This is a genomic window from Paraburkholderia dioscoreae, from assembly GCF_902459535.1.
Taxonomy (GTDB): domain Bacteria; phylum Pseudomonadota; class Gammaproteobacteria; order Burkholderiales; family Burkholderiaceae; genus Paraburkholderia; species Paraburkholderia dioscoreae.
Window position 1 is genome coordinate 1947162 of the sequence record NZ_LR699553.1, and the last position, 17469, is coordinate 1964630.

General features: G+C 64.1%; 15 protein-coding genes. 4 read left to right on the plus strand and 11 right to left on the minus strand.

The genetic code is table 11. From position 1 onward, the window contains the following. Positions 1-132: 132 nt before the first annotated feature. From PDMSB3_RS08710 to PDMSB3_RS08755, 10 genes are all read right to left on the minus strand, one after another. A complete protein-coding gene (locus PDMSB3_RS08710; RefSeq protein ID WP_007182103.1) occupies positions 133-1347 on the minus strand; it encodes a C40 family peptidase in 1215 nt (404 codons plus the stop codon). Between the two features lie 205 nt (positions 1348-1552). After that, positions 1553-3409 (minus strand): PhoH family protein, encoded by a 1857-nt coding sequence (locus tag PDMSB3_RS08715; protein ID WP_007182102.1) that lies wholly within the window; start codon positions 3407-3409, stop codon positions 1553-1555. 356 nt (positions 3410-3765) lie between these two features. Beyond that, positions 3766-4227, minus strand: a complete 462-nt coding sequence (locus PDMSB3_RS08720; protein ID WP_007182101.1) for a peroxiredoxin — start codon at positions 4225-4227, stop codon at positions 3766-3768. 141 nt (positions 4228-4368) lie between these two features. Further along, positions 4369-5262: a polysaccharide deacetylase family protein gene (locus PDMSB3_RS08725; protein WP_007182100.1), complete on the minus strand. Its 894-nt coding sequence runs from the start codon at positions 5260-5262 to the stop codon at positions 4369-4371. 10 nt (positions 5263-5272) lie between these two features. Next, positions 5273-6319, minus strand: a complete 1047-nt coding sequence (locus PDMSB3_RS08730) for a bifunctional UDP-4-keto-pentose/UDP-xylose synthase (RefSeq protein WP_007182099.1) — start codon at positions 6317-6319, stop codon at positions 5273-5275. Continuing rightward, positions 6316-7251, minus strand: a complete 936-nt coding sequence (locus tag PDMSB3_RS08735) for a formyltransferase (protein ID WP_007182098.1) — start codon at positions 7249-7251, stop codon at positions 6316-6318. Before PDMSB3_RS08735 ends, PDMSB3_RS08730 begins: the two co-directional genes overlap by 4 nt. Next, the gene (locus tag PDMSB3_RS08740) at positions 7248-8291 is read right to left on the minus strand and encodes a glycosyltransferase (protein WP_007182097.1); all 1044 of its coding nucleotides are present in this window, start codon (positions 8289-8291) and stop codon (positions 7248-7250) included. Before PDMSB3_RS08740 ends, PDMSB3_RS08735 begins: the two co-directional genes overlap by 4 nt. Positions 8292-8297: 6 nt before the next feature. Next, on the minus strand, positions 8298-9449 hold the full coding sequence (locus PDMSB3_RS08745) for a DegT/DnrJ/EryC1/StrS family aminotransferase (RefSeq protein WP_007182096.1): 1152 nt from the start codon (positions 9447-9449) through the stop codon (positions 8298-8300). A 240-nt stretch (positions 9450-9689) separates the two neighbouring features. Beyond that, positions 9690-10061, minus strand: coding sequence for an SMR family transporter (locus PDMSB3_RS08750; RefSeq protein ID WP_007182095.1), 372 nt, complete (start codon positions 10059-10061; stop codon positions 9690-9692). Between the two features lie 25 nt (positions 10062-10086). Beyond that, a complete protein-coding gene (locus PDMSB3_RS08755; RefSeq protein WP_007182094.1) occupies positions 10087-11835 on the minus strand; it encodes a glycosyltransferase family 39 protein in 1749 nt (582 codons plus the stop codon). On the opposite strand from PDMSB3_RS08755, the gene PDMSB3_RS08760 reads away from it, so the two are divergent. Further along, positions 11834-12121: a hypothetical protein gene (locus PDMSB3_RS08760; RefSeq protein ID WP_035518154.1), complete on the plus strand. Its 288-nt coding sequence runs from the start codon at positions 11834-11836 to the stop codon at positions 12119-12121. The genes PDMSB3_RS08755 and PDMSB3_RS08760 overlap by 2 nt on opposite strands. A gap of 124 nt (positions 12122-12245) precedes the next feature. Here PDMSB3_RS08760 and PDMSB3_RS08765 read toward each other — a convergent pair whose 3' ends face one another. Next, positions 12246-12620: an Mth938-like domain-containing protein gene (locus tag PDMSB3_RS08765; RefSeq protein WP_007182093.1), complete on the minus strand. Its 375-nt coding sequence runs from the start codon at positions 12618-12620 to the stop codon at positions 12246-12248. 534 nt (positions 12621-13154) lie between these two features. Here PDMSB3_RS08765 and PDMSB3_RS08770 point away from each other — a divergent pair. The 3 genes from PDMSB3_RS08770 (at position 13155) to thrC (ending at position 17331) form a co-directional block, all read left to right on the plus strand. Continuing rightward, positions 13155-14405, plus strand: coding sequence for a pyridoxal phosphate-dependent aminotransferase (locus tag PDMSB3_RS08770; RefSeq protein ID WP_007182091.1), 1251 nt, complete (start codon positions 13155-13157; stop codon positions 14403-14405). 134 nt (positions 14406-14539) lie between these two features. Beyond that, a complete protein-coding gene (locus PDMSB3_RS08775; protein WP_007182090.1) occupies positions 14540-15871 on the plus strand; it encodes a homoserine dehydrogenase in 1332 nt (443 codons plus the stop codon). 8 nt (positions 15872-15879) lie between these two features. Next, positions 15880-17331 carry a threonine synthase gene (thrC, locus tag PDMSB3_RS08780; protein ID WP_165185806.1) on the plus strand — a complete coding sequence of 484 codons (1452 nt, stop codon included), beginning with the start codon at positions 15880-15882 and terminating at the stop codon, positions 17329-17331. Positions 17332-17469 lie beyond the last annotated feature (138 nt).

Genomic DNA, 17469 nt, shown 5'->3' on the forward strand with positions numbered 1-17469 from the left:
CCGCTGTCGAAAGAATATCGGTGACGATAGCAGATCGGCGGCGAGCTTGTGGTGCACCGGTCGGCAGCGCCGCGCATGATTGCGAGCGGCCGGGCGCGTCAGCGCGCTGACCACCAGCCGCGCTTCGCGACCTCAGAAGTTGCCGTTGGCGAAGCGGGCGATCGGGTCGTCGTTGGTTTGCGTGGGAGCGGGCATGCCGCGCGACGCCGTGGAAGCCCGCATGATCTGCACGCTGCCGCTCTCATCGGCTTGCTGCGCCTGCCGGGCTTGGCGGGCGGCGACGGCGGCGGGCGGCGGCGGTTCGAACGCGTCGGCTGCCGCGTCGATAGGATCGGGTGGGTGGACGGCCGCCGTTGGCGCAGCACTGCTTGAAGCCGTCGGATGTTGTTGAGCCGGTGCGCCGGAGTTGGCGTCGTACGCGCTGGTCTGAGCGCCAGGAACCGGCGTCGGCGACACAGCGCCAGCCTCACGCGCCTGGATCTGCGCGGCGCTCATGCCGGGCGGTGGCGGCTCAAACGGATCAGCTTGTGCCGATGCAGTGAGCGGCTGAGCCTCCGCAGTCAAAGGTGCGCGAGGCGCCGCTGCAACGCGGGCCGTCTGCTGCGGCTGGGATTGGGGCTGCAGCGCACCTGCGGCATAGACCGGCGGCTGTGTCGCCGTCTTCGCCGAGGTCGGCGCCACCACGGTCGCCGTCGTGCCCGCCGCACCAGCATACGCCGGCGTTGTTTGCGCCACCGGCGCGACGCGCTCAGGCTGCGGTGCCGCAGCCTGATAGCTCGGCGTATCGAACGGCGTTGGCGTTGCAGCCGGCGCGGCCACGCGACGAATGCCGTCGAAGCGTTTGGCCCAATACGGATTGGTCAGGTAATCGAGCCGCACCGTGCCGCCGGTCGACGGCGCGTTGACGAAGCGCAGCTTGCCGACATAAATGCCGACATGCGAATGCGCGCGCCCCGTCGTGTTGAAGAAAATCAGATCGCCCGGCGCGATCTCGTCCGGTTCTATCGACTCGCCGCGCCCACTCATGTCCGCCGTCGTGCGCGGCAGATTCACGGAAGCCGCGCGCGAGACCACGTAGCGAACCAATCCGCTGCAATCGAAGCCGCTATCTGGAGTATTGCCACCCCAACGGTATGGAATGCCGACCAGGCTCATCGCCTGAATCGAGATTTCCTCGCGGCCGATGCTGTGATCGACGAAATTCGGAAACCCGGGCGGCGGAGCGTGATAAGCGCCGTTCGCCACCACGACCGCGCTACTCGATCCGCGTGACGACGTCTTTTGCGGCGCACCGGCACAGGCGGCGAGCAGCAGAACGGTCAGCAACGAAAAGGCGAGTCGGCGCATGAAGACGAGGAGAGCGGTAAACGCTCGTTTAATGGCGGACGATGTCGGGATGGTAGCCCTTGGAGCCTCGCTCCGGCAAGAATTCTTCATAAATTACATGAAGTTCATGCGCTAAGTGTTGCCAGTCGGGAACGCACCACCAAGAAAAAAGCCACGTCCGGAATGCTCCGGACGTGGCTTCGTACTGAAGCTAACTAACTGAAACCTAGAGAATTTCCGACGCGTAGTCGGCGAGACGCGAACGCTCGCCGCGTGCCAGTGTCACATGCCCGCTGTGCGCCCAGCCCTTGAAGCGATCGACCACGTACGTCAGACCCGAACTGCCTTCCGTGAGGTACGGCGTGTCGATCTGCGCGATGTTGCCCAGACAGATGATCTTCGTGCCAGGGCCCGCACGAGTGACCAGCGTTTTCATCTGCTTCGGCGTCAGGTTTTGCGCCTCGTCGATGATCAGATACTTGTCCACGAACGTGCGGCCACGCATGAAGTTCATGCTCTTGACCTTCAGGCGCGAGCGGATCAGCTCCTGAGTCGCGGCGCGGCCCCATTCGCCGGCGGCGTCGTCGGTTTTCTGCAGGACTTCGAGGTTGTCGTCGAATGCACCCATCCACGGCTGCATTTTTTCCTCTTCCGTACCTGGCAGGAAGCCGATGTCTTCACCAACCGGCACCGTTGCGCGCGTCACGATGATCTCGTTGTAGCGCTTGTCGTCCAGCACCTGCGCGAGACCGGCGGCGAGCGCGACCAGCGTCTTGCCGGTGCCGGCCTGACCCAGCAGCGTGACGAAGTCGATTTCCGGGTTCATCAGGAGGTTCAGCGCGAAGTTCTGCTCGCGGTTACGCGCCGTGATGCCCCACACGTTGTTCTTGTGGTGGCCGTAGTCGCGCAAGGTTTGCAGCAGCGCCGTCTTGCCGTTCAGTTCGCGCACCAGCGCGTGAAACGCCGGCTCGCCGTTCTGCGGCTCCAGATAGACGAACTCGTTGACCAGCATCGACGCGCACAGCGGACCGGTCACGCGGTAATACGTGGTTCCGGTCTTGGTGTCCTGCCAGCTCTCCATGCCCTTCGCGTGCCTGGTCCAGAAATCCTGCGGCAGCGCGCGAATGCCGGAATACAGCAGATCGCTGTCTTCGAGCACCTGGTCGTTGAAGTAGTCTTCAGCCGGCAGGCCGAGCGCATGCGCCTTGATGCGCATGTTGATGTCTTTCGACACCAGCACGACCTGGCGATCCATCCGGTCGCGCTGCAACGCGCGCACCACGCCGAGGATCTGGTTGTCGGCTTTGCCTTCCGGCAGACCTTCCACCGGTTCGATGGCGGTGAGCTTGGTCTGGAAGTACAGGCGCCCGGAAGCCTCGCGGCTGCCCAGACGCGCGAGCGATATGCCGTCGGACATATTGCCGGCGTTCGCCACGAGCGCGTCCAGCGTGCGGCTCACCTGACGGGCGTTGCGCGCGACTTCCGACATGCCCTTCTTGTGGTTGTCGAGTTCTTCCAACGTCATCATTGGCAGATAGACGTCGTGTTCCTCGAAACGGAACAGGCAGCTCGGATCGTGCATCAGCACGTTCGTGTCGAGCACGAAAAGCTTCTGGACTTCGACCGGTTCGGTGGCCGTGCCGCGTTTCCTGCCGGTGCCGCGCGTGTTCGGCGCGGCGGCTGCGGGTGTGCTCGCCTCAGCCTGCTTCGCACTCGGCGCACGCGCGACGACCGGCTCTGCGGGCGCAGCCGGCTCGGCTTGCGGACGGGCAGCGGGAACCGGCTGCAACAGGGCGGCCGTCTGCTTCGATTTGCGGCTGCGGGTGGGCGCGGCCTCGCCCGAGGATTCGGATACAGCCGGAGCCGCCGACGACGTCGGCACAGGCCGCAAAGTGGTCGCGGCATTGGCGGCGTGCGCCATCGGCGTGGCGACGTTTGCGCGGCCATAGTCGGCCGACTCTGCGGATTCCCCAACGGTCGCCTGTTTCTTCGCGGCGGAGCGCGCCGGGCTGGCGGCTTTGGCCTTGTATTCGTCAGGCGGCAGGAGATTGCCGAGCTTGCTGGGGGGGGTAGGCAAAGGCATGGTTTCCCTCGAATTAATCGGGTCGCATATCGTGCGCCGCCTGTCGCATTCTGCCGGTGCCAATGGATGCGCACGCAGTTTGCGCCCGGAGGCGCGCATTCGGTCTAGAGATGCCGGTTCGCCTGGTCTTCGATCGGCTCCTTAACGGAAGCGCGTGGCCGAGTGAACGAACGGCCGCGCGCAATTAAAAAAGCCGCCGCCCCGGCGTACGGGGCAAGCGGCTCGCCTACAGTGCTCGCGTTGCGCCTCACGACTCCGACGGCACCCGGGAAAAACCGGAAACGGCCGTCAAGTCTGGCGCAGCGGCGAAGAATTTGGGGTGTACAGGCACTCATTGCAACCCAATATAACGCGCCTCAAAGCGCTTGTACAGCCTCCAGAATATCGTCGACGTGGCCGGGCACCTTCACGCCGCGCCACTCCTGGCGCAGCACGCCTTCAGCGTCGATGAGGAACGTGGAGCGTTCAATTCCCCGTACTTCTTTGCCATACATTTTCTTCATTTTGATGACGTTGAAGAGCGCGCACAGCGTTTCCTCGGGATCCGAGATCAACGGGAAGGGCAGTTCGAGCTTTGCCTTGAAATTGTCATGCGAGCGCAGGCTGTCGCGCGACACGCCGATGATCTCCGCGCCGGCCTTCCTGAACTTCGGATACAGATCGCGGAACTGCAGACCTTCGGTTGTGCAGCCCGGCGTGTTGTCCTTCGGATAAAAATACAGCACCACCTTCTTGCCCCGCAGCTTGGACAGCGTGATCTCGCCGCCGGTAGCGGGGGCGGTGAAGTCGGGGATGGGTTGGTCGACTGCGATGGGCACGAGGTTCTCCGGTTGTTATGGCCGGCGCCGGAAGATTGCGGCGGCGCCGGCCTGGCGTCGAGACTTTTGGGAGGGGCGGCCGGCGCGCGGCATGTTCTCGCGCGGCGCTCGGGTCGTCAGGGCCGGCTGCGGGCTGACCAGTCAGGGCTGGACAATCAGTTCGCCGGAGCGCCCTGGAATTTCGCCCCATGTAACAGGGTACGATGGCAGCGTGCTGCGGTCTAGCGCCGCGTAATAATCGCCCATCGTCGCGAAGGTGTGGCCTTGCGCGCGCCAGCCTTCCAGAAGCTGTTCGAAAATCGGCGCGAGCTTTTGCCCTTCGAGTTCCGCGTGCAGCGTGTACACCTGGTCGTGCGGATTGTTTTCCGTATGCTTGAGCATCCACGCGGCGACATTGTGCGGCTCGACACCGTCCACGCCGAGCACTTCGTCGAGCGTGGGCAGCGTGGTGGGCATCTGCACATGCGTGAGCGTTCGCCCGCCGACCACCGGCAGATACGGCGAGTGGCCGCGGCCGTCGGACGCGTAGTGCATGCCCCACGCGTCGATCTGCTCGAACGCGTGGCCGTTCATCTGCCAGCCGGCCGCGCCGTGCGTGACCGGCGGCGTGCCGAACACTTCGACGAAACGGTCGTGGCTTTGCTGCATCTGCGCCGTGGTCCATGCGCGGTCTTTCGAGCGCACGTTGTCCTGCCAGTAGACGTGATCCCACGTATGAATGCCGCACTCGAAGCCGGCTTCGTGGATCGCGCGCATTTCCGCTGCGGCCTTGGCGCCGATGTCCGGGCCGGGCAGCAATACGCCGTACATCAACTGTTTGATGCCGTAGTGTTCGACCACCGAGGTGCGCGACACCTTCTGCAAAAAGCCCGGCCGCAGCACGCGGCGCATCGCCCAACCGGTGTGGTCGGGCCCGAGGCTGAAGAGGAAGGTGGCGCGCGCCTTGAAGCGGTCGAAGATGCGCGCGAGATTCGGCACGCCTTCGCGGGTGCCGCGCAGCGTGTCGACGTCGATCTTCAGGACGATACGAGCCAAGGATCGGCCCTTATTGCTGTTCGACGAGCGCGCGCGCTTCGCCGACGTGGCCGCGATACGCTTCGAAAATCTTGCGCAGCGCTTCGTCGAAGGTCGACTTGGGCGCCCAGCCGAGTTCCTGCATGGTGTTGTCGATCTTCGGCACGCGGTTCTGCACGTCCTGATAGCCCGCGCCGTAGTACGCGCCCGACGAGGTTTCGACCAGTTGCACCTGCTTGGCCGTGTCTGCGTATTCCGGGAATTCGGCGGCGAGCGTCAGCATCTTGTGCGCGAGTTCACGCACCGAGAAATTGTTGGTCGGGTTGCCGATGTTGTAGATCTTGCCCGTTGCCACGCCGTCCTTGTTCTCGATGATCTTCATCAGCGCGCCGATGCCGTCGTCGATGTCCGTGAACGCGCGCTTTTGCGCGCCGCCGTCCACGAGGCTGATGTTCTCGCCGCGCACGATATGGCCGAGGAACTGCGTGACCACGCGCGAGCTGCCTTCCTTCGGCGTGTAGATCGAGTCGAGGCCCGGGCCGATCCAGTTGAACGGACGGAACAGCGTGAAGTTCAGGCCTTCCATGCCGTAACCCCAGATCACGCGGTCCATCAACTGCTTGGAGCACGCGTAGATCCAGCGCGGCTTGTTGATCGGACCGTACGACAGTTGCGATTCTTCCGGATCGAACTGCTCGTCCGTGCACATGCCGTAGACCTCGGACGTGGACGGGAACACGAGGTGCTTGCCGTACTTGACGGCCGAACGCACGATCGGCAGGTTCGCCTCGAAGTCGAGTTCGAACACGCGCAGTGGCTGCTTCACGTACGTGGCGGGCGTGGCGATCGCGACCAGCGGCAGGATCACATCGCACTTCTTGACGTGATATTCGACCCACTCCTTGTTGATCGTGATGTCGCCTTCGAAGAAGTGCATCCGTTCATGATTGATCAGGTCGCCCAGACGTTCGGTCTGCATGTCCATCCCGAACACTTCCCAATCGGTCGTTTCGAGAATGCGTTTGGACAGGTGATGGCCGATGAAGCCGTTCACACCCAGAATCAGGACTTTTTTCATGAGTAACGGGGAGTTTGAATGAGCTGGGCAAATTCGGCCGGAGTGACGACAGTCTCGCTGCCGCCGTGCTGGTGCCGCAATTCGTGGATGGCGATCGTGCGGCCGTCGCCGCATATCGCGAAAATGGCATTATCGCTTACGTGCAGGCCCGCGGGCAAATCCGAGCGAAGCGCGCCGGGCGCGGCCAGCCGCGCGCGCGCAACCATGAAGCGGTGCCCGCCGAGGTCCGTGAACGCGCCCGGATAGGGCGGCGCGACCGCACGGATCAGGTTGTAGACCTGCTGCGCCGGTTGCGTCCAGTCGATGCGGCCGTCTTCCGGCTTGCGGCCGCCGAAATAGCTGCCGTGCGAGATATCGTTCGGCAGATGCGGCGCTTCGCCCGCCAGCAAGGACGGCAGCACGCGCCACAGCGTCTGCTCGGCGGCCACCGTGACTTTGTCGAACACTTGGCTCGCGGTGTCGTCGGGCAGGATCGGCACCGGCGTTTGCGCGACGATCGCGCCCGCGTCCGGCTTGGCCGCCATTTCGTGCAGCGTCGCGCCGGTTTCGGTTTCGCCGTGAATCACCGCCCAGTTGGTCGGCACGCGGCCGCGGTACTTCGGCAGCAGCGAGCCGTGCATGTTGTACGCGCCTCGTGCGGCGAGCGCCAGCAACTCGACCGGCAACATATGGCGGTAGTAGAACGAGAAGATGAAGTCCGGGCGCGCGGCACTCACCGCGGCGTGCAGCTCGGGACTTTTGGGATCGTTCGGCGTCATCACCGGAATACCGTGTTCGGCCGCGACGGAGGCGACGCTGCCGAACCAGATGTTTTCGGTCGGGTTGTCTTCGTGCGTGACGACGAGCGCCACGTCCACGCCGCGCGCGAGCAGCACCTGCAGGCAGCGCACACCGACGTTGTGATACGCGAATACGACGGCGCGCGGCTTCATGGAGTGGGACCCTGGTCGAGGAGCGGCGCGGCCTGCACGGCCTGTACGACCGTCTGGCGCGGCGCTTCGGCGACGGTCGTGCCGTCGCGCTGTTCAAGAATGGTTTGCACGAGGTAGCGTGGACGCGCGCGCACCTGCTGATAGATCCGGCCGATATATTCGCCGAGCAGACCGAGCGCGAAGATGATCACACCGAGCAGGAAGAAGGTGATGGCGAACAGCGTGAACACACCTTGCACTTCCGCGCCGATGATGAAGCGGCGAATCAGCAGCAGCACGAACAGCGCCGCGGACCCGAGCGACAGGATCACGCCGATGAACGACAGCCATTGCAGCGGCACCACCGAGAAGCCGGTCACGAGGTCGAAATTCAGGCGGATCAGCGAATACAGCGAGTACTTCGATTCGCCGGCAAAACGCTCTTCGTGCGCGACCTCGACTTCCACCGGATTCTGCGCGAACGTGTACGCGAGCGCCGGAATGAAGGTGTTGATTTCGCCGCAGCGATTGATCGTGTCGATGATATGCCGGCTGTACGCGCGCAGCATGCAGCCCTGGTCGGTCATCTTGATGCGGGTGATGCGCTCGCGCAGCCGGTTCATCGCACGCGAGGCCTTGCGGCGCCACAGGCTGTCCTGGCGCTGCAGGCGAATCGTGCCGACGTAGTCGTAGCCTTCGCGCATCTTGTTGACCAGCTTGGCGATCTCTTCCGGCGGATTCTGCAGGTCGGCGTCGAGCGTGATGACGATCTCGCCGCGCGATTGCTCGAAGCCCGCCAGAATCGCCATGTGCTGGCCGTAGTTGCCGTTCAGCAGAATCACGCGGGTCGAGTCGGGACGCGCACGGAACTGCTCGGCGAGCAGGGCCGCGGACTTGTCGCGGCTGCCGTCGTTGATGAAGATCACTTCATAACCGGTGCCGAGCGCGTCTAGCGCAGGATAGAGGCGCGCGAACAGCGCAGCCAGACCGGCTTCCTCGTTGTACACCGGGATGATGACCGACACTTCCGGTGCGACGGCGCGATGTTCCGAATAACTCATTTCCGCTTATTTTCCGTATTGTTCGCAAATTTCATTGACCGCGCGGCACACGCGTTCCACGTCGCTTTCGTTCATCAGCGTGAAGAGCGGTAGCGTGACGGTGGTTGCGCCGAAACGCTCCGCATGCGGGAACATGCCTTCCCTGAAACCGCGTGCCCGGTATAGCGAGAACAGGTGGATCGCCGGGTAGTGCACGCCCGAACCGATGCCGCGCTCTTTCAGTTGGCCCATGAAGCCGGCGCGGTCGATCGAGAGTTTTTCGAGCGGCAGCGTGATCTGGAACATGTGCCAGTTGCTGTTTTCAAAATCAGCAAACGGCAGGCCGACTCCCAGTTTCGTCGCCGCGCTACCCTCGAAGCCCGCGAAATACGCACGCACCAGTTTCCGGCGCTGCGCGAGAAAGCGCTCCAGATGTGGCAACTGACCGAGCCCGACGCGCGCGGCGACGTCCGTCAGGTTGTACTTGCCGCCGAGCACGTCGCAGTCCATGCCGTCGAAGCCGGTGCGCGTGATGCCTTGCAGACGGTATTTCTGCGCGAGAATGGCTTCTTCTTCGTTGTTCAGCACCAGCGCGCCGCCTTCGATCGAGGTCAGGTTCTTGTTCGCGTGGAAGCTGAACGAGACCATGTCGCCCAGCCGCCCGATGCGCTCGCCTTTCCACGTCGAGCCGAACGCCTGCGCGGCGTCTTCGATCACCCGCAGCTTGTGGGCGCGGGCAATCGCATACAACCGGTCCATATCGACCGGCAGGCCCGACAGATAGACCGGAATCAGCGCCTTGGTACGCGGCGTGATGGCCTTTTCGAGCAGATCGAGGTCGATGTTGCGGGTGACCGGGTCGATGTCGGCGAACACCGGCGTCGCGCCGACTTCATAGATCACGTTGCTGGTCGAGACCCACGAGGCCGGCGTCGTGATGACCTCGTCGCCTTCACCCACGCCGGCAATGCGCAGGCCGATTTCCAGCGTCGCCGTGCCGGAATTGAACGTGCGCACCGGGCGGCCGCCGCAGAATTCGGAGAGCGCCGCCTCGAATTTCTGGTTCTGCGGGCCGGTGGTGATCCAGCCGGAGCGCAGCACGTCGGCGACGCCCTGAATCGTTTCCTCGTCGATCTCGGGTTTCACAAAGGGCAAAAACGGGACTGTTGACTGGCTCATGAATGCTTCGCTCGATTGAAAGGGGGCGCAACCCGAAGGGCGCGAACTAAACCACACACCATGCGCAACCGGGGCCGCGGCTAAAACAGGGCGCAACCGCGCAGCATACCGTGGTCAACCTTACGTATTCCTTAGCCGGCCGGATTGCCGGCTTAAGGTCTTTGCCGCCTGCGTCTGTTCAGGCGGCGCCGGCAATAAACAGTAATAGATTGTGTCCGGCACGCCGCCGGGCCGTTACATCTAGCTGCGAGCCAATACCAGCACGCCGATCAGGATGATGCCGATGCCGATCATTTTCTGTACCGACAACACTTCGCCGAACAGGTACCACGCCGCGAACGCGTTGACGACGTAGCCGAGCGAGAGCATCGGATAGGCGATCGATACGTCCACCCGCGACAGGCCGACGATCCACACGGCCACGCTGATCACATAGCAGGCCAGTCCGCCGATGATCGGCGGCTGGGTTGCGAGGCGAAAGGCGATGGGCAGGATGTTCGCACGGGTGAATTCGAAGTGTCCAACGGCATTCGTTCCGGCTTTGAGCAGCAACTGCGCGCCGGCGTTCAACGTGACGCCGGCAAGAATGCAAAAGAGGGAAATCGGGTTCATCGAACGGTTAGATCCTGATATGGGGTCATTGTTGTGCTTTTTCTACCGGCGCCGACTCTGGCGCCGGTGTCACGGCCGCCGGCCCGCCGGGCACGGCGAGCGGCTTCTCCACCACCACGCGGCGCGAGTCGCGGGCGATCACCTGCATCGGCAGGCCTTCCTTGAGGAGCCGGTCGTAGGTCGGCGGCGGGATCAGCGCGAGCGCATAGCGGTCGGCCTTCCAGCGCTCGATCCACGCATCGACGGACGGAATCCATTTCTGCGGTTCGACGGAGACGCCGAACGCCAGTTCGTCGGGATGCTCGACCATGATCATGGCGTGGTCGACATAGAACGGCAGCGTGTGGTCGAGCACGCCCACCGAGTAGAACGGCGTATCCGCCGGCAACCTGGCGATCTCCGCCTTGATGGCGGGCGCGAGCGGCGCACCGGAGCTCAGGCGGCCGAACACGTCGTGACCCGTGCCGGCGATGGTGCCGAGCAGCAGCCACGCCGCGCCGAAAGTGGCGACGGCGCCGAGGCTGCCGGCGCGGCTGCGGCGGTTCAGCCACAGCGCGGCCAGCGTCAGCACGAAGGCGACGGCGAGCGCCGCCAACACCCACGTGCGGTATTCGGCATACAGTTCGGCCGGATTGCGGGCACTGCCGAAACGCGGCAGGAACAGCGCACCGAACGCGGCCGCGACGAGAAAGAGCGCATAGCCGGCGAGATGGCGGCGCAACTGGTCGCGCGTGACGAGCGGCAGGTACATGCCGATCAGAAGCGCGATCGGCGGCGCGATCGGCAGCGTGTAGGACAGCAGCTTCGAATGCGACGCACTGAAGAACAGGAAGATGAAGACGGTCCACGTCAGCATCAGGGTGACCGGCGCGAAGCCGTTCGGCTGGCGCGGCAGGCGCCATGCGTGGCGCACGCTTTGCAGCGTCACCGAGAGCCACGGCAGGAAGCCCACCAGCAGCACCGGCACGAAGTAGTAGAACGGCCCCGGACGGTTCTGCTCAGGCGTCAGATAGCGCTTGAACTGCTGAACGATGAAAAAGAAATTGAGGAATTCCGGGTTGCGCTGCTGCACCAGTACGAACCACGGCGTGACGATCGCGAAGAACACGATCAGGCCGCCGATCAGATGCAGGCGCTTCCACACGGCCCAGTCGCGCGCGATCAGCGTGTAGAGCACGAGCACGGCGCCCGGCAGGATCACGCCGACGAGTCCCTTGGACAGCACCGCCAGCGCCATCGAGCCCCAGCACACCCACATCCAGCCGCGCACGCAGCCGGTCCGCAGGTTGGGGCGCTGCGCGAGCAGCAGTGCGCACAGCGTCAGTTCCATCCAGAACGACAGGCCCATGTCGAGCGTGTTGAAGTGGCCCATCAGGTTCCAGTACGGCGAGGTCGCCAGCACGATCGCCGCAAATACGCCGGTCGCCGCGTTGAACACGCGCGCGCCGGTGAAGCCGATCAGCAGTACGCCGGCAAAGCCCGTCAGTGCGGTATAAAGCCGCGCCTGCCATTCGCCGATGCCGAACCACGCGAACGTGAGCGCGTTCGCCCAGGTCTGCAGCGGCGGCTTCTCGAAATACTTGTAGCCGTTGTAGCGCGGCGTGATCCAGTCGCCGGTGACGAACATCTCGCGTGCCATTTCGGCGTAGCGGCCTTCGTCGCTCGGCAGCAGGTGGCGCCAGCCGAGCGGCACGAACCAGATCACGGCGAGGGCCAGCACCAGCAGCAGAATCGTGGTGCGGTTGAGCGGTAGCCTGGAAGGCGTATCGTTCATGGATTTCAACCTTTGTGGCGACGCCGCGCGGGCGGCGAAGCGGTGTTGTTCGGAAATGGCGACCGGCTATGCGCGGCGGCCCTCCGCGAAGCGACCAGCGCTGCGCGGGACTGCCGTGAGCGAGGCGCGCGCGCGTCAGACTCTGCGCGCCGCATTCTGGTTGCCCGCGAGCGCAGCCGGCCTTGATGGCGGCGGCTTCTTCGCCTGCCGTCTACAGCGCGCGGCCACGACGCGCGGCCGTGCTCAGGCTGCCGGTACTGCCTTCGATGGCGCGCAGTGTACGTGATCGGCCGTCACGCGGACAGGGCGCGCAGTGAGCCTGACGAGCCGGCCGGACAGCGTGGCCGCAGCGCACACGGGGTGCGGCACGCTGCGGCCAACCCGTGCTGGCGCGGCTGCGCGGCACGCGCCTATGCTTCGATCAACAGCGCGGCCGCGACCTTGCGGCCCTCGGCCATCAGAATGTTGTAAGTGCGGCAGGCGGCCTTGAAGTCCATCGTTTCGACGCCGATCCGCTTCGCGGTCAGCGCGGCGGTCAGGCGTGGATGCGGAAAGCGCAGCCGCCCGCCGCTGCCGAACACGACCACTTCGGGCGCGGAATCGACCAGCATGGCGAAGTGCTCGGCGCTCAGCTGCTCGAAGGAGGCGATGGGCCAAGGGATGACGGGTGCGTCCGGCAGCACGAGAAGGCTGCCTGAATGGCGCACCAGATTGATTTCGACGTAGTCGGCGCCGTAACCGGTGACGGTGTTGAGGGCGCCGCTCGAATCCTGATGTAATTTCAAATTGGTTTTCCGAAGTCGTCGTGAGACATCATGCGTGTTGGCGGCCTGACCGGGCTGGGCCCGGGCGGGGCGATTCGACGCGAGTGGGACACGCGCATGGGGCACAAGCGAGGCAAAAGCGGGGCAAATGCGGCCGAAAAGGCTTGCCGTTGCGGTTGGTGCATTGCGGAAGTCGGCCAAAATCCGCTAAATTATAACTTTTTAGCCGCCTTGCGGCGCCCCTCGCTCATATGCCGCCACAAGCCGCGCTGAGTCGGCGGGTGCGGCCCACCGGCTATCCGCCTTGGTTTTGCCCGCTTTCGGCCGCTTTTCGTCTGCTGTGTCTGTGTTCGTCAACGCGAAGAGGGTTCGCGAAGCGGCCTGCGCAGCGGCCCGACGAATGGGCTCCGTGATTGACCTGACCCGATCCGCGTCCGCCGGTCGTCGCTTGCCGTCGCCGTCCGTGCCGCGTCCGAATTCCCCATATCGGCGAACCTGCCCGGCCCTGTTGCTGTTTGCCCGCGCCGGTTTGCCCAAGCCATCAACCAGGATGAAGTGCCCGCCGTGAAACCGATACTCAAATCCAACAAGTTGTTGAATGTCTGCTACGACATTCGCGGGCCCGTCCTCGAACATGCGAAGCGGCTCGAAGAAGAGGGCCACCGCATCATCAAGCTGAACATCGGCAATCTCGCGCCGTTCGGCTTCGACGCGCCGGACGAAATCATTCAGGACATGATCCTGAACCTGCCGGGGTCGTCGGGTTATTCCGATTCCAAGGGTGTGTTCGCCGCGCGCAAGGCGATCATGCATTACACGCAGCAAAAGGGCGTGCACGGCGTAGAACTGGACGACATCTATATCGGCAACGGCGCCTCGGAGCTGATCGTGATGGCGCTGCAGGGGCTGCTCAACGACGGCGACGAAGTGCTGCTGCCCGCACCGGACTACCCACTGTGGACCGCCGGCGTGAGCCTGTCGGGCGGCACGCCGGTGCACTACATCTGCGACGAATCGAATAGCTGGATGCCCGACCTCGACGACATTCGCGCGAAAATCACGCCGAACACCCGCGCGCTCGTGGTCATCAACCCGAACAACCCGACCGGCGCGCTGTATTCGGACGAACTGCTGCTCGGCCTGATCGAGATCGCCCGCCAGCACGGCCTCGTGATTTTCGCCGACGAGGTCTACGACAAGATCGTCTACGACGGCAAGAAGCACACGTCGATGGCGGCGCTCTCCGAAGACGTGCTCACGGTCACGTTCAACAGCCTGTCGAAGAGCTACCGGTCATGCGGTTATCGCGCCGGCTGGATGTTCATCTCGGGCCTGACCGCCGGCGAGAACCGCCGCCATGCCAAAGACTACTTCGAAGGGCTCGGCATTCTGGCTTCCATGCGCCTCTGCCCGAACGTGCCCGGCCAGTACGCGATCCAGACCGCGCTCGGCGGCTACCAGAGCATCAACGACCTGATCGTGCCGAGCGGGCGCCTGTACAAACAGCGCGAACTCGCGTATGACATGCTGACGGCGATCCCCGGCGTGAGTTGCGTGAAGCCCGAAGCGGCGCTGTACATGTTCCCGCGGCTGGACCCGAAGATCTATCCGATCCAGGACGATCAGCAGTTCATTCTCGACCTTCTGCTGGAAGAGCGCGTGCTGCTCGTGCAGGGCACCGGCTTCAACTGGCCGACGCCGGATCACTTCCGCGTCGTGTTCCTGCCGAACGTGGACGACCTTGCGGATTCGATCAACCGGATCGCGCGTTTCCTCGACGGCTACCGCAAGCGTCACACAGCCTAGCGCACAATAGGAACAGGGCGCACGGCGCGGCACGTCTTACAGGCGAGTATGCCTGGGCACATGCCGCGCCGGGCGACCCGCGCCGGACCCGAGACCCGTTTACTTTTAATCATCTACTTGAAAACACACGCTGCATGGAACCGATCAAAGTTGGACTGCTGGGCTTCGGCACGGTAGGCAGCGGCACCTTCACGGTACTGCGCCGCAATCAGGAAGAAATCAAACGCCGCGCGGGCCGCGGCATCGAGATTGCGCGCATTGCCGTGCGCAATCCCGCCAAAGCGACAGCGGCGCTCGGCGCCGAGGCCGGCACGGTGGCGCTGACCGATGAGTTCAATGCGGTGGTCGACGACCCGTCGATCGATATCGTGGCCGAGATGATCGGCGGCACGGGCGTGGCGCGCGAGCTCGTGCTGCGCGCGATCCGCAATCGCAAGCATGTGGTGACCGCCAACAAGGCGCTGCTCGCGGTGCACGGCACGGAGATTTTCGAAGCGGCGCGCGCCAACGGCGTGATGGTGTCGTTCGAGGCGGCGGTGGCGGGCGGCATCCCGATCATCAAGGCGCTGCGCGAAGGGCTCACGGCCAATCGCATCCAGTACATTGCGGGCATCATCAACGGCACGACGAACTACATTCTCTCGGAAATGCGCGACCGCGGGCTCGACTTCGCGACCGCGCTGAAAGCCGCGCAGGAGCTCGGTTACGCCGAAGCCGATCCGACCTTCGACATCGAAGGCGTGGACGCCGCGCACAAGGCGACCATCATGAGCGCGATCGCGTTCGGCGTGCCGGTGCAGTTCGACAAGGCCTACGTCGAAGGCATCAGCAAGCTCGCGGCGATCGACATCAGATATGCCGAGGAACTCGGCTACCGTATCAAGCTGCTCGGCATTGCGCGCCGCACGGACAAGGGCATCGAATTGCGCGTGCATCCCACGCTGATTCCGGAAAAGCGCCTGCTGGCGAACGTGGAAGGCGCGATGAACGCGGTCGTGGTGCACGGCGACGCGGTCGGCACCACGCTTTACTACGGCAAGGGCGCGGGCGCCGAGCCCACGGCTTCCGCGGTGGTGGCCGATCTGGTCGACGTGACGCGTCTGCACACGGCGGACCCGGAGCATCGCGTGCCGCATCTGGCGTTCCAGCCGGACAGCCTGTCGAACACCCCGATCCTGCCGATCGACGAAGTCACGAGCGGCTACTACCTGCGTCTGCGGGTGGCGGACGTGACTGGCGTGCTGGCCGACATCACGCGCATTCTGGCCGACACCGGCATTTCGATCGACGCGCTGCTGCAGAAGGAATCGGAGCAGGTCGACGCGAACGGCAAGGGCGAAACCGACATCATCCTGATTACGCACGAAACGGTCGAAAAGCACGTCAACGCTGCGATCAAGACGATCGAAGCGCTGAAGACCGTTGTCTCGCAAGTCACGAAGCTGCGCATGGAAGCGCTGAACTAGGCCGAACTATGAACTACCTCTCCACGCGCGGCGCCGGAGCCGGCGAGCACCATACCTTTTCCGACATCCTGCTGGGCGGTCTCGCGAAGGACGGTGGCCTGTACCTGCCCGCCGAATATCCGCGCATCACCGGCGACGAATTGACGCGCTGGCGCACGCTGCCGTACGCGGACCTGGCCTTCGAGATCCTGTCCAGATTCTGCGACGACATTCCCGCCGAAGACCTGCGCGCACTCACGCGCAAAACGTACACCGCGGCCACCTACTGCAACGTGCGCGACGACGAAAGCGCCGCGCAGATCACGCCGCTGAAGACGCTCGGCGTCGAGGACGGCGCGCCGCTGTCGCTGCTGGAGCTGTCCAACGGACCGACGCTCGCGTTCAAGGACATGGCGATGCAGTTGATCGGCAACCTGTTCGAATACACGCTGGCAAAGCACGGTCAAACGCTGAACATTCTCGGCGCGACTTCGGGCGACACCGGCAGCGCCGCGGAATACGCGATGCGCGGCAAGAAGGGCATCAGCGTGTTCATGCTCTCGCCGCACAAGAAGATGAGCGCGTTCCAGACCGCGCAGATGTACAGCCTGCAGGATCCGAACATCTTCAACATCGCCGTGGAAGGCGTGTTCGACGACGCGCAGGACATCGTCAAAGCCGTGTCGAACGATCACGCGTTCAAGGCGAAGTACAAGATCGGCACGGTCAACTCGATCAACTGGGCGCGCGTCGTCGCGCAGGTCGTGTATTACTTCAAGGGTTACTTCGCGGCCACGAAGTCGAACGACGAGCGTGTGTCGTTCACCGTGCCGTCGGGCAACTTCGGCAATGTGTGCGCGGGTCACATCGCGCGCATGATGGGTTTGCCGATCGAAAAGCTGGTCGTGGCGACAAACGAAAACGACGTGCTCGACGAGTTTTTCCGCACGGGTATTTACCGCGTGCGCAAGGCGGTCGAGACGTATCACACCAGTAGCCCGAGCATGGACATTTCGAAGGCTTCGAACTTCGAGCGTTTCGTGTTCGATCTGCTGGGCCGCGATCCGGCGCGCGTGTTGCAACTGTTCCGCGACGTCGAAGAGAAGGGCGGTTTCGACCTCGCCGCGAGCGGCGACTTTGCGCGCGTGCAGCAATTCGGTTTCGTGTCGGGCCGCAGCAGCCACGAGACCCGCGTGGAGACGATTCGCGACGTGTTCGAGCGTTACGATACGATGATCGACACGCACACGGCCGACGGCCTGAAGGTCGCACGCGAACATCTGCAGCCGGGCATTCCGATGATCGTGCTGGAGACCGCGCAACCGATCAAATTCGGCGAGACGATCCGCGAAGCGCTGCTGCGCGAACCGGAGCGGCCGGCGGCTTTCTCGGGCCTCGAATCCCTGCCGCAGCGCTTCGAAGTGCTGCCCGCGGACGTGCAGCACGTGAAGGACTTTATCGTGGCGAACGTGGACGCGTAAGCGAGTCACAGTTGTCGAAGCGTGACCGGATCTGCGGCTCACGCAGCCGTCCGGCACGCTCCCGCACGCCGTGCGCTCCACGTCGAACGGCGCTTGCCGCGAAACCTCGCGGCAAGCGCTCAAACACCAGAAATTCCC

What these genes read in the sequence shown, in the direction of transcription:
- PDMSB3_RS08755 (WP_007182094.1), bottom strand. Translation starts at nt 11,835, where the DNA reads ATGAACGATACGCCTTCCAGGCTACCGCTCAACCGCACCACGATTCTG.
- PDMSB3_RS08750 (WP_007182095.1), bottom strand. Translation starts at nt 10,061, where the DNA reads ATGAACCCGATTTCCCTCTTTTGCATTCTTGCCGGCGTCACGTTGAAC.
- PDMSB3_RS08775 (WP_007182090.1), top strand. Translation starts at nt 14,540, where the DNA reads ATGGAACCGATCAAAGTTGGACTGCTGGGCTTCGGCACGGTAGGCAGC.
- PDMSB3_RS08760 (WP_035518154.1), top strand. Translation starts at nt 11,834, where the DNA reads ATGGATTTCAACCTTTGTGGCGACGCCGCGCGGGCGGCGAAGCGGTGT.
- thrC (WP_165185806.1), top strand. Translation starts at nt 15,880, where the DNA reads ATGAACTACCTCTCCACGCGCGGCGCCGGAGCCGGCGAGCACCATACC.
- PDMSB3_RS08730 (WP_007182099.1), bottom strand. Translation starts at nt 6,319, where the DNA reads ATGAAAAAAGTCCTGATTCTGGGTGTGAACGGCTTCATCGGCCATCAC.
- PDMSB3_RS08715 (WP_007182102.1), bottom strand. Translation starts at nt 3,409, where the DNA reads ATGCCTTTGCCTACCCCCCCCAGCAAGCTCGGCAATCTCCTGCCGCCT.
- PDMSB3_RS08740 (WP_007182097.1), bottom strand. Translation starts at nt 8,291, where the DNA reads ATGAGTTATTCGGAACATCGCGCCGTCGCACCGGAAGTGTCGGTCATC.
- PDMSB3_RS08710 (WP_007182103.1), bottom strand. Translation starts at nt 1,347, where the DNA reads ATGCGCCGACTCGCCTTTTCGTTGCTGACCGTTCTGCTGCTCGCCGCC.
- PDMSB3_RS08745 (WP_007182096.1), bottom strand. Translation starts at nt 9,449, where the DNA reads ATGAGCCAGTCAACAGTCCCGTTTTTGCCCTTTGTGAAACCCGAGATC.
- PDMSB3_RS08735 (WP_007182098.1), bottom strand. Translation starts at nt 7,251, where the DNA reads ATGAAGCCGCGCGCCGTCGTATTCGCGTATCACAACGTCGGTGTGCGC.